Here is a 12,141-nt window from a genome sequence, read left to right as displayed (position 1 = left end):
GCGCTAGCCGGACGTCCCCCCAGTGTGGACGACGCGACCGCCGACCACGGTGAGCACGGGCGTGATGCGCCGCAGCGCGTCGGCGTCGGCCGTCACGGGGTCGCCGTCCAGGACGACCAGGTCCGCGAGGCTGCCCGGCGTGAGCGTGCCCTTGCGGTCCTCGGCGTGCTCCAGGTAGGCGCCCGCGGTCGTCCACAGCCGGACGGCCTGCTCGCGGGTGAGCCGCAGGTCCGGGGGCACCTCGGCGAACGGGCCCGGGGCCGAGCCGGTGAACGTGGCGATGCCGCGCCGCCAGTCGGGGAAGGTGACCGGCGCGTCCGAGCTGTCGGCGACGTGGACGCCCGCCGCGAGCAGCGCCCCGGCCGGGAACGCGCGCGACCACCGGTCCGCGCCGATCGCCCGCGTCATCGACGCGCCGCTGTGCGACTTCATCAGCGAGCTGGTGATCACGCTGATGTCGTGCTCGGCGAGCCGCGCGAAGCCGTCCTCGTTGAGGAGCGTGCCGTGGATGAGGGCGTGCCGCGCGTCCGGCCACGGGTCCTCTTTCAGGGCGCGGATCAGGCCGTCGGCGGCGGCGTCGGCCGCGCGGTCGCCGGTGACGTGCACCTGGACCTGCAGCCGGTTGCGGTGCCCGAGCTCGATCGAGCGCAGCAGCTCCTCGTAGCGGGCGTCGTCGTCATCGCCGGAGGTGATCAGGCTCCCGTGCCCGCCGGCCGGGTACGGCTCGTGCAGCCAGGCGGTGCACTGGGTGGGCACCCCGTCGGCGAAGAGCTTGAGGCCGCCGACCCGGAGCCAGTCGTCGCCCAGCCCCGTGGACAGCCCCGCGTACCCGAGCGCGGTCTCCAGCCGCTCGGACGAGCTGGCCGGGGACGGCCAGTCCCAGTGCAGCAGCGCGTTCACCCGGACGGTCATCCGACCCTGCCGCCGCAGCGTGGTGTAGTCGCGCAGCAGCTCCGGCCAGACGATCGGGTCGGTGACGCTCGTGATGCCGAGCGCGTTGAGCGTGCGCATCGCCGACTCGATCGCGTCCAGCCGCTCGGTCTCGGAGTGCGCCGGGACGTACGGCGTGACCAGCCCCTTCGCCCCTTCGAGCAGCAGCCCGGACGGCTCCCCGGCGCGGTCGCGGACGATGTGCCCGCCCGCCGGGTCGGGGGTGTCTCGGGTGATCCCGGCGATCCGCAGCGCGGCGGTGTTCACCAGCACCGAGTGCCGGGACGCGTGGTGCAGCACGGTCGGCCGGTCGCCGGTGACCTCGTCGATGAGGGAGCGGTGCGGCCCCGGGTCGGCGGCGTCGAACTCGGGGATGTTCGCCTCCCGCCAGCCCTCGCCGATCAGCCACCGGCTGCCGCCGGGCCCCGGCGGGCCGTCCGCGAGCGCCGCGCGCAGGTCCGCCAGCGAGGCGACGCCGTTCAGGTCGGCCGAGAAGGGCGGCCCGGCCAGGCCGAACATCGCGAGGTGCAGGTGCGCGTCGTTGAGGCCGGGGAGCACGGTCCGGCCGTCGAGGTCGACGACCGTGGTGGACGGCCCGGCGAGGGCCCGGACCTCGTCGTCCGCTCCGACGGCCGTGATCCGGTCGCCGGTCACCGCCAGCGCCGACGCGACCGTGAACGCGTCGTCGACGGTGAGCACCCGGCCGTTCAGCAGGACCATGTCAGCGTGTCCGGTCATGTCACCAGCCCGTCTCTAGGACGGCGTCGAGCGCGTCCGTGAACTCGTCGGCGTGCCCCCGCGTGAACGTCAGCGGCGGTTTGAGCTTGAGGATGTTCCACGACGGGCCGGTCGGATACACGAGCACGCCCCGGTCCTTGAGCCGTTCGCAGATGATCAGCGTCTCCTCCGACGCGGGTTCCTTGGTCTCCCGGTCGCGGACGAACTCGACCCCGCTGTAGAAGCCCTGCCCGCGCACGTCGCCGATCAGCGGGTGCCGGTCGGCGAGCCCGGCGAGCCGGTCCCGCAGGTACCGGCCGACGACGAGCGCGTTGTGCTGGAGGCCCTCGTCCGCGACGACGTTCAGCAGTTCGAGGCCGACCGCGCAGGCGACGGGGTTGCCGCCGTAGGTGGAGAAGAACCGCCCGGCCGGGTCGAACGCCCGCGAGATCTCCCGCGTGGTGACCATCGCCGCCATCGGGAACCCGTTGCCCATGGCCTTGCCCATCGTCACGAAGTCGGGGACGACGCCCGGCCCCTGCGTCTGGAACCCCCAGAACGCCTCGCCCAGCCTGCCGAACCCGACCTGGACCTCGTCCGCGATCGTCAGCACGCCGCGCTCGGCCGCCGCCGCCGTGATCGGCTCCAGGTACCCCGGCGGCAGGACGACCTGCCCGCCGCCCGCCAGCAGCGACTCGTACAGGAACGCCGCGGGCGGACGCCCCTCGGCGGCGAGCCGGTCGAACGTGTCGATCACGTGCCGCGCGTACTTGGCCCCGGCGTCCGGGTCGTCGTAGCCGTACGCGCCCCGGTAGCGGTCGGGCACGGGCGTCGGATGCGTCGTGTCCGGCTTGCCGTAGTTCCGGTAGCGCGACGGGCTCACGTCCGCCACCACGGTCGTGTAGCCGTGGTAGGCGTCGTCGATGATGACGATGTCGTCGCGCTTCGTCAGGAAGCGGGCCATGCGCAGGGCGAGGTCGTTGGCCTCGCTGCCGGAGTTGACGAAGTAGACGACGTCGAGCCCGTCCGGGAGCGTCGCGGTGAGCCGCTCGGCGTACTCGGTCAGCGTGTCGTAGACGAACCTGGTGTTGGTGTTCAGCCTGCCTAGCTGGCGGGTCGCGGCGTCCACCAGGCGGGGGTGGCCGTGGCCGAGCAGGGTGACGTTGTTGAGCGCGTCCAGGTAGGAGCGGCCCCGCTCGTCGTAGAACAGGCAGTCCCGGGCGCGGGCCATCGCGATCGGGTCCGCGAAGTACGTCGGGTGCGTGTTCGGCAGGTGCTTGCGGCGGGCCTCCAGCGCCCTGTCGATCGCGGGCGTCCAGGCGGTCACCGCGCTCCGCCCGCCGAGCAGCGGCGTCGGGTCGGGGAACAGGCCCCGCCAGACCGCCTCCTCGGAGCCGGGGGCGCTCGACGGCACCGACGTCCACGTCCCGAGCTCCGAGCACGTCACCTGGATCCGGACGTGCGGCGGCAGCCCGGCGCTCGGCGCGATCCGGCCGATCGGCCCGCCCGCCGCGACCTCCGCGCCCGCCTCGGGCGCGCCGTCCAGGCCGGTGTAGAGCGTCCGGAAGGGGACGCCCCCGGACGGTTCGTGCAGCAGCACCAGGGCCGCGCCGCTCTCCTCGACCCGCCCGGGCAGCGGCGCGCGGACCGGCGTCCCGGCCGCCGCGAACAGGTCGACGCCGAGATGGACGTCGGCGGGCTCGTCCGGTCCGCCGTCGCGGCGCGGGCGCGGCGCGAGGAAGCGCGGCTCGCCGTACCGCCCGACCGCCACGCCCGGACGCCGGGCCAGGATCTCGGCGCTCGCGGCGGCCCGCAGCGCGTTGTGGTCGCGCGGGTCGGTGCCGTCGAAGACCGGGGAGGACGCGCCGAGGTCGACCACGGTGAGCGGGCCGTCCACGGGCGCCGTCGCCGCGCAGCCCGCGAGCCAGGTCACGAGCGCCGGTCCGGACGGGTGCGCGGGCAGCCCGCACGCCTCCCGGACGGCGGCCCGGCCCAGCTCGGCCGGGACGTCCGCCAGCGCCCGCACCAGCTCGGCGGCCGCCGCCGACCGGTGCCTCGGGTCGCCGTGCCGCCGCTCCGCGTCAAGCCGGGCGGTCGTGGCGGCGACCGTCGCGGCGCGCACCGCGACCAGCGGGAACAGCAGGTCCAGCTCGGCCTCGGTCAGCGGGCACGCCGCGTGGTAGGCGGCGGCGAGCGTCCGCGCGACGGCCAGCGGGCGGGCGGCGCCGCGCGCCACGCTGGAGATCAGCACCGCCAGGTCGGCGGCCCGCGCGGTCGGCAGCGCGTCGCCGAAGTCGATCACACCGCCGACCCGGCGGCGGCCGCCGTCCCGGCGGACCAGCAGGTTGAACGCGTTGAGGTCGTGGTGCACCACCGCCGTGGGCAGCTCGGGCAGCCGCTCGCCGAGCAGGGCCTCGTACCGCTCCCGGATCGCCTCGACGGCGGCGCGCACGTCCGGGTCGGGGACATGCTCGGCGGAGGCGGCGAGCGCCGTCCCCGCGTGGCCGAACTCCCAGTAGTGCGGCGCGGGCGGCTCGGGATGGACGAAGGACGCGGTCGCGGCGGTCAGCCGTCCCGCGACGGCGCCGACGTCGGCGAGCAGCTCCGCCGACCGGTACGCCGGGACCGTCTCGGCCAGCAGCTCGCCGGGCACCCAGGTCAGCAGCCGGACCGGCAGGTCGCGCCCGCCGTCGGCCACGGACGTGACGGGCGCGCCCGACACGTCCGGGACGACCCGGGGAACCTCGAAGCCCAGCTCCAGCCCGTCGAGGTGCGCGAGCAGCGCGGACTGAAAGTCGATGGCGGCGCGGTCGGCCGGGTCGCAGACCTTGAACACGTACTCCGCGCCGCCCGCGCGGACCCGGAGGTTGCGGTCGGTCTCCCCGGCGAGCGGGCGGAGGTCGGCGGCGTCGAGCCCGTACCGGTCGCGCAGGACGTCGCGGACCAGCTCGTCCGGGAGCTCGGGGACACCGGCGGTGATCCGCTCGTAGCGCTCGTCGGTCCCGGCGCGGTGGGTCTGGACGGCCATGGGCGACTCCCTCTGGTGGTCGGGGGGGGCGGGGCGGGTTCGTTCGGGCCTGGGTCAGGTACCGGCGGCTTCCAGCACGGAGGGCGAGGCGGAGGCGCCGCCGGGGGCGGGGACGATCGACTGGTGCTCCGGGTCCCAGCTCACCGTGACCTCCTCGCCCGGCACGGCCGGGAGCGACCGTCCGGCCACCCGCATGGCCGAGCCGGTCGTGCCGTCCCCGAACCGCAGCCCGACCTGGTGGTGGTTGCCGACGTAGACGATCTCGGTGACGGTGGCGGACGCGTGGTTGTGCCCGGACGGGACGTCGCCCGCGCCCGAGTGCAGCTCCAGCCGCTCGGGCCGGACGACGGCGACGCCGCCCGTCCCGTCGAGCCCGGCGGCGAGGCGCGGCGCCCGCGCCGTGAACCCCTCGCAGCGCAGCAGGCCCGCGGACGCGTCGACCGTGCCGCGGAAGCAGGTCGACTCGCCGAGGAACTGCGCGACGAACAGCGTCCCGGGCCGCTCGTACAGCTCGGAGGGCGTCCCGACCTGCTCGACCCTCCCCTCGTTGAACACCGCGATGCGGTCGGACAGGGTGAGCGCCTCGTGCTGGTCGTGGGTGACGAAGATGAACGTCATGCCGAGCTCCCGGTGCATGCGGGCGATCTCGCGCTGGAGCTGGTCGCGCAGCCGCCGGTCGAGCGCGCCGAGCGGCTCGTCCATCAGCAGGGCGCGCGGCTGGTACACCACCGCGCGGGCGAGCGCGACGCGCTGCTGCTGCCCGCCGGACAGCATGCTCGGCAGCCGGTCCGCGTAGTCCTCCAGGTGGACGAGCTTCAGCGTCTCGGCGACCTTCGCCGCGATCTGCGCCTTCGGCATCCGCCGCTGCTGGAGCGGGAACGCCACGTTCTTCGCGACGCTCATGTGCGGGAACAGCGCGTACTGCTGGAACACGACGCCGAGGTTGCGCTTGTGCGGCTTCTGCCGGGAGACGTCCCGGCCGTCGATCTCGATCGTCCCGGCGGACACCGAGATGAACCCGGCGAGCATCGACAGCATCGTCGTCTTGCCCGACCCGGACGGGCCGAGGAAGGTGATGAACTCGCCGTCCGCGATGTCGAGGGACACGTCGTCCACGGCGGGGCGCGACGTCCCGTGGTAGACCTTCGAGACGCCCGCGATCCGGATCCCGGTGCCGGTGCCGGTGCCGGTACGTGTGCTGGTGTCGGAATGGCTCATGGTGTGCTCCGCTTGCGGCGAACGAACTGCGGGACCAGCAGGACGAGGGTCGTGGCCGTGACCATGAGGCTGGACGCGGCCGCGATGGTCGGGTCGATCTCCAGCGTGATGGAGTTGTACATCTGCACCGGCAGCGTCTGGATGTCGGGCGTCTGCAGGAACAGCGCGACGACGACCTCGTCCAGCGACATGACGAACGCGAAAACGAACCCCGACAGCACGCCGGGCGCGATCAGCGGCACGGTGATCCGGAAGAACGTCGTCACCGGGGTGGCGCCGAGCGACGCGGCGGCCGTGTCGAGCGTGCGGTCGTAGCCGGCGAGGCTGGTCGTCATGACCGTCACCACGAACGGCAGCGCCATCACGGTGTGCGCGGTCACGAACCCGATCGCCGTGCCGTTGAGCTGCCAGCGCAGGAACACGCCGTAGATCGCCACCGCGACCACGATGCTCGGGACGATCAGCGGCGCCATCATCAGCGAGCGGATCGCGCCCCGGCCCCGGAAGCCCGCCCGGTTCAGCCCGAACGCCGCCGCGACGCCGAGGACGGTCGCCGCCACCGCGACGAGCAGCCCGATCTGCACCGAGGTCAGCAGCGACCGCATCCACTTCTCGGAGCTGAAGAACGCCTGGTACCAGCGCAGCGACCAGTCCTCGGGCGGGAACTGGAAGGTGTCGCCGGCGGAGAAGCTCATCGGGATCACGACGGCGGTCGGCGCGATCAGCACGAGCCCGGTCAGCGCGACCACCGACCGCAGGCCCCAGCCGATGCCGCCGTCCCGTCCGGCCCGCAGCGCGGACCGTCCCGCGGGAGCCTGCTCAGTCATTCGTCACCACCTTCTCCGTCGTGGACGAGAGGTTGGCGAACCGCGACACGACGAACAGCGCCAGCAGCGTCACCGCCAGCAGCACCGTGCCGAGCGCGCCCGCGCTGCCGAAATCGAGCAGCTTGCTCACCTCGGTCGCGATCAGCTGGGCGACCAGCGACTCCTGCGGCGAGCCGAGCAGCGCCGGGGTGACGTAGAACCCGAGCGTCAGGATGAACACGAGCGTGAACCCCGACAGCACGCCCGGCAGCGACAGCGGCAGGTACACCCGGGCGAACGCCCGCCAGCGCGGCGCGCCGAGGCTGGTCGCCGCGTCCAGCAGCCGCTTGTCGATGCCCTCCATCCCGCTGTACAGCGGGAGGACCATGAACGGCAGCATGACCTGCACCATCGCCACCGCCACGCCGGGCACCGAGCCGAGCAGCACGACGCCGTGGATCCCGACCGCGGAGAACGCGTCGTCGATCAGGCCGCCGCGCTGCTCCAGCATGTACCAGGCGAAGTTGCGGGCCATCATCGACGTCCAGAACGGCAGCAGGACCACGACCGTCATCAGGTTCCGGCCGCGCGGCCCGACCCGCGTCATCGTGTACGCGTACGGGTAGGCGATCACGAGCGTGCAGGTGGCCACGATCAGCCCGGTGACGAGCGTCCGCACCAGCACCGTGACGGACACGCCGTCGTGCAGCAGCGCCGTGTAGTTGCCGAGCCCCGAGGACGGGTCGGTGAAGCTCCGCCAGATGACGAAGGCGAGCGGGTAGCAGAAGAACACCAGCAGCAGGGCGGTGGCGGGCAGGATGAACCAGCCCGCCATGCGCCTGCGGGGCCGGGCGGGGGCGAGCCCGGCGCCGCCGGTCGTGGCGACCGGCGGCGCCGGGGCGGTCGGAGCGCTCATCGCGGCGTCACCCGTTGAGCCACGCCGTGTAGCGCTTGGTGACCATGTCGAAGTTCTTGCCCCACCAGGCGGCGTCCGTCCGGACGATGCTGTCCTTGTGCTCCGGCGCGTACGCGTTCAGCCGCTGCTGGTACTGGTCGAAGTTCGGCTTGATGCTCTCCTTGATCGGCAGCACCGACGCCAGCTCCGACATCCGCGCGGACGGCTTCTCCCCGGACGCGGAGGCGATGAACTTCATCGCCTGCTCCTTGTTCTTCGAGCCCTTGGGGATGACGAGGTCGTCCCAGTTCACGATCGTCTTGTCCCAGACCGGCTCGAACGGGGCGCCCGCCTTGAGCGCCTGGTAGGCGCGGGCGTTCAGCATCAGCCCCATGTCGATCTGCTTGTCGACCATCATCTGCTGCATCTGCCCGTAGGTCTGCGCGAACGTGGTCACGGGCTTGATCTGGTCGAGCTTCTTGAACGCCCGGTCCAGGTCGAGGGGGTAGAGCTTGTCCTGCGGGACCCCGTCGGCGAGCAGCGCCGCCTCCAGCAGCCCGACGGCGATCTCCGGCGGCACGATCCGCTTGCCGGGGTACTTCTTCACGTCGAAGAAGTCCGCGATCTTGGAGGGCGGGCTCGCGCCGTACTTCTGCTTGTTGTACATGAAGATGGTGCTGTAGAAGAACGCGGGGACGCCGCACTCGCTCACCGTCCCGGGCGGGAAGATGCTCTTGTCGACGATCGAGAAGTCGAGCTTCTCGACGTACTTGCCGCAGTACTGCTCGGTCGCGGCGGCGCTGGTGTCGACGACGTCCCAGGTCACCTTCTTGGCCTCGACCATCGTCTTCATCTTCGCCTCGTCGACCGGGCCGTCGTTGCGGAACTTGATCCCGGTCTCGGCGGTGAAGGGCTTCTGCCACGCCTCCGCCTGGTAGTTCTGGAACGGGGCCCCGGTCGACACGAACGTCAGGGTGTCGTCGTCGCTCCCTCCGCTCGCGTTGCCGATGCTGCAGGCCGCGGCCGCGAGGACCGCGGCCAGGCCGACGGCCGTGACCCTGGCCGCCGCGCCGATTCGCCGGGTGTTTCGCCGCACGATCTCCTCCTGGGGGTGGGTAAGGGCTTCGCGCGTCCTGCCCCGTCAGGCCGCTGTGACGTGTTCGGTCAGGACGCGGGCCAGCGTGTCGAGCCGCCCCTCGTCGATCACCAGTGGCGGTGAGAGGACGATCGTGGTGCCGGAGGCGCGCACGATCACCCCGTCGGCGCGGGCGCCGGCCTGCACGCCCGCCGCCGCGGCGGCGGCGTCGGGGCCGGTCAGCTCGACGCCGAGCATCATTCCGACGCCGCGCACCTCAAGGACGTGGTCCAGCCGCTCCAGCGGCTTGAGCGCCGCGAGGAGCCGGGCGCCGAGCGTTTCGGCACGTTCCAGGAGCCCTTCGCGCTCCAGGATGCCGATGTTGGCGAGCGCCACCGCCGCGCCCACCGGGTGCCCGTTGTAGGTGAACCCGTGCAGGAACGCGGCGCCGTCCGCGAGGTCGAGCACCCGCTCGCCCGCGAGCACCGCGCCCATCGGGATGTAGCCGCTGGTCATCCCCTTCGCGGTGACGATCAGGTCCGGCTCGATGCCGTACCGCGCGGAGCCGAACCAGTGGCCGATCCGGCCGAACGCGGTGACGACCTCGTCGACGATCAGCAGGATGCCGTGCCGGCGCAGGACGTCCCGCACCCGCGGCCAGTAGTCCTCGGGCGGCGGCACCATGCCGCCGACGCCGAGCACCGGCTCGCCGATGAACGCCGCGATCCGCTCCGGCCCGATCTCGGCGATCCGCTCCTCCAGCTCGCCGACGAGCCGGTCGGTGACGTCGGCGCCGCGCACGGAGTGCGGCTTGGCGAGGAACTCGATCCCCGGCATCAGCGGGCCGTAGCCCGCGCGCAGCCGGTCGATCCCGGTCGCGGCGAGCGAGCCGCCGCCCATGCCGTGGTAGCCGCCCTCGCGGGCGAGGATCACGAACCGCTCGGGGTTCCCGGCGTGGTGGTGGGCGAGCCGGGCGAGCTTGATCGCCGTCTCGTTCCCCTCGGACCCGCCGTTGGTCAGGAAGACCCGGCGCATGTTCGGCGGCGCCAGGTCGAGCAGCCGCTCGGCCAGCCGGATCGACGGCTCGTTGGAGTAGTCGCCGAAGGACGAGTAGAACTCCAGCCTGCCCATCTGCTCGGCGGCGGCCGCCGCCAGCTCCTCCCGGCCGTGCCCGACCGGGCACTGCCACAGGCCGCAGGTGCCGTCGATGTAGGACTTCCCGTTCACGTCCCAGACCACGGCGCCCTCGCCCCGGTCGAGGACCAGCGGCTCGGCGGGCGCGCCGATGACGCTGTGCGGATGGATGAGCGCCCGCTTGTCCGCCTCGGCGAGTTCCCGCGCGCGTTCCGTTCCGACCTGCTCTTGCGTCGTCATGATCCCGCCCCCTAGAGCCTCATCGCCACGGACTTGGTCTCCAGGTAGGCGTCGATGCCCTCGCTGCCGCCCTCGCGTTCCAGACCGCTGTTCTTCATCCCGCCGAACGGCAGCTCCGGACGGACGGGGAACGCCTCGTTCACCGCCACCACGCCGAAGCCCAGCCTGTCGACCGCCCGCCACACGCGGGCCAGGGCGGAGCCGTGGACGTAGGCCGCCAGCCCGTAGTCGGTGGCGTTGGCGCGGTCCACGGCCTCCTCGTCGTCATCGAAGGCGTAGACCGGGAGCACCGGGCCGAAGGTCTCCTCGGAGCTGATCAGCATGGCGTCGTCCGCGCCGGTGAGGACGGTCGGCTCGTAGAACGCGCCGGTGAGGGCGGGGTCGTCGGGCGTCCAGCGCCGCCCGCCCGCCGCGACCGCCGCGCCGCGCTTGACCGCGTCGGTGACGTGCCGCTCCACCTTGTCCAGCCCGTCGAAGTCGATCAGCGGGCCGACGGTGGTGCCCTCGGCGGAGCCGTGCCCGAGTCTCAGCGCGGCCACCTTCTCCAGCAGGAGCGCCACGAACTCGTCGTGCACCGACCGCTGGACGAACAGCCGGTTCACCGCGATGCAGCTCTGCCCCGCGTTGGCGAACTTCGCCGCGGCGACCGCGGCCGCGGCGGCGGGGAGGTCGGCGTCGTCGAAGACGATGGCGGGGGAGTGGCCGCCCATTTCGAGGGACGTCCGGCGCAGGTGGTCGCCCGTCGAGCGGAGCAGGCTGAGGCCCACCGCCGTGGAGCCGGTGAAGCTGACCTTGCGCAGCCGGGGGTCGGCGAGCAGCGTCCCGGCGACGTCCCCGGGACGGGACGTGGTGAGCGACTGGAGCACCCCGGCGGGCAGCCCGCCCGCCTCGGCGATGATCCGCACCAGCTCGGTGCCGATCAGCGGCGTCTGCTCCGCGGGCTTGACGATCACCGGGCAGCCGGCGGCGAGGGCCAGCCCGACCTTGCGGACCAGCATGCTCGCCGGGAAGTTCCACGGGGTGATCGCCAGCGCCGGGCCGACCGGGACGCGGAGCACGAGCCCGGGTCCGGCGGCGGCGCCGGGCGTCACCCGGCCGTTCGCGCGGCGGGCCTCCTCGGCCGCCCACTCCAGCATCCGGGCGCTGCCGAGGACCTCGCCGCGCGCCTCGCCGAGCGGCTTGCCGTTCTCGCTCGTCATGAGCGCGGCGAGCGGCTCGGCCCGGTCGCGGATCCGGGCCGCGGCGGCGCGCAGGGCGTTGGCGCGGTCCTCGGCGGGCGTCCGCCGCCAGGGCCCGGCGGCCCGGTCGGCGGCGTCCAGCGCCGCGAGCGCCTCCTCCGGGCCCGCGTCGGCGACCCGCGCGAGGACGCGGAGCGTGGCGGGGTCCGCCACCTCGAAGGTCGCGGATCCCGGTTCCCACACCCCGTCGATGAGCAGGGTTGCGGACGGGTCTGCGGGCATATTGCGGCCCTCCCTGTGTCATCCGTTACGCCGACCGTAATCGATGCCGCACAGTTTCCAAGGCCGGTGTTGTATTTGTCAACACTCGGCGGGACGTGCGTCCTGACGGCCGCGCTCCGCCTTACAGTGGTGGCATGAACGCCCAACCGTCTCCGTCGGCCGATCCCGCCGCCCAGGAGACCGAACTCCTGCCGATCAGGGAGCTGCTGTCGTACCGGCTGCACCGGGTGGCCAACGCCCTGTCCCGCAGCGCCGCCCTCCGCTACCGCCGGGAATTCAACGTCAGCCTGCAGGAGTGGCGGACGATCGCCCTGCTCGGCGCCGACGAGCCGCTCACCGTCAACCGGCTCGCCCGGCTCGCGGGCCTGGACAAGGCGCAGATGAGCCGGGTCGCGAGCAAGCTCGCGGCGGGCGGCCTGGTGGAGCGCGAGCCCGGGCCCGGCCGCACGACCCAGCTCACGCTGACCCGCAGCGGGCGGGCGCTCTACCGGGGGCTCATCGGGGCCGCGAACGAGCGCAACAACGCCTTCCTCGTCTGCCTCACCCCGCTGGAACAGGAGGTGCTCGACTCGGCCCTGCGCAAGCTTGCCACGCTGGCCAAGGCGCTGGAGCGCTCCGAGCGCTGACCCGCGCCGGGC

9 protein-coding genes are annotated in these 12,141 nt (G+C 73.3%); 1 reads left to right on the top strand and 8 read right to left on the bottom strand.

The window, feature by feature from the left end:
* Positions 1-3: 3 nt before the first annotated feature.
* From ACH01S_RS10220 to ACH01S_RS10185, 8 genes are read right to left on the bottom strand one after another with little or no spacing between them, the layout of a single operon-like run.
* Positions 4-1,668, bottom strand: a complete 1,665-nt coding sequence (locus tag ACH01S_RS10220) for an amidohydrolase (protein ID WP_067888388.1) — start codon at positions 1,666-1,668, stop codon at positions 4-6.
* A 1-nt stretch (position 1,669) separates the two neighbouring features.
* Positions 1,670-4,675, bottom strand: coding sequence for an aminotransferase class III-fold pyridoxal phosphate-dependent enzyme (locus tag ACH01S_RS10215; RefSeq protein WP_083980512.1), 3,006 nt, complete (start codon positions 4,673-4,675; stop codon positions 1,670-1,672).
* A 54-nt stretch (positions 4,676-4,729) separates the two neighbouring features.
* Positions 4,730-5,893 carry an ABC transporter ATP-binding protein gene (locus ACH01S_RS10210; protein ID WP_067888385.1) on the bottom strand — a complete coding sequence of 388 codons (1,164 nt, stop codon included), beginning with the start codon at positions 5,891-5,893 and terminating at the stop codon, positions 4,730-4,732.
* Entirely contained in the window at positions 5,890-6,720 is an 831-nt protein-coding gene (locus ACH01S_RS10205; protein ID WP_067888382.1) for an ABC transporter permease, read from the bottom strand. The genes ACH01S_RS10210 and ACH01S_RS10205 overlap by 4 nt, the downstream gene beginning before the upstream one ends.
* Entirely contained in the window at positions 6,713-7,615 is a 903-nt protein-coding gene (locus tag ACH01S_RS10200) for an ABC transporter permease (protein ID WP_067888379.1), read from the bottom strand. Before ACH01S_RS10200 ends, ACH01S_RS10205 begins: the two co-directional genes overlap by 8 nt.
* A gap of 7 nt (positions 7,616-7,622) precedes the next feature.
* The gene (locus ACH01S_RS10195; RefSeq protein ID WP_169809244.1) at positions 7,623-8,690 is read right to left on the bottom strand and encodes an ABC transporter substrate-binding protein; all 1,068 of its coding nucleotides are present in this window, start codon (positions 8,688-8,690) and stop codon (positions 7,623-7,625) included.
* Between the two features lie 45 nt (positions 8,691-8,735).
* A complete protein-coding gene (locus ACH01S_RS10190) occupies positions 8,736-10,043 on the bottom strand; it encodes an aminotransferase family protein (RefSeq protein WP_067888377.1) in 1,308 nt (435 codons plus the stop codon).
* Between the two features lie 11 nt (positions 10,044-10,054).
* Positions 10,055-11,503, bottom strand: coding sequence for an aldehyde dehydrogenase family protein (locus ACH01S_RS10185; RefSeq protein ID WP_067888374.1), 1,449 nt, complete (start codon positions 11,501-11,503; stop codon positions 10,055-10,057).
* 134 nt (positions 11,504-11,637) lie between these two features.
* Here ACH01S_RS10185 and ACH01S_RS10180 point away from each other — a divergent pair, with 134 nt between their 5' ends.
* A complete protein-coding gene (locus ACH01S_RS10180; protein ID WP_067888371.1) occupies positions 11,638-12,129 on the top strand; it encodes a MarR family winged helix-turn-helix transcriptional regulator in 492 nt (163 codons plus the stop codon).
* Positions 12,130-12,141 lie beyond the last annotated feature (12 nt).

Origin of the sequence: Actinomadura chibensis NBRC 106107 (assembly GCF_001552135.1) — a bacterium.
Lineage (GTDB): Bacteria > Actinomycetota > Actinomycetes > Streptosporangiales > Streptosporangiaceae > Spirillospora > Spirillospora chibensis.
Note: the sequence above shows the minus strand (reverse complement) of the source record. Positions and strands in the feature narration are given on the sequence as shown.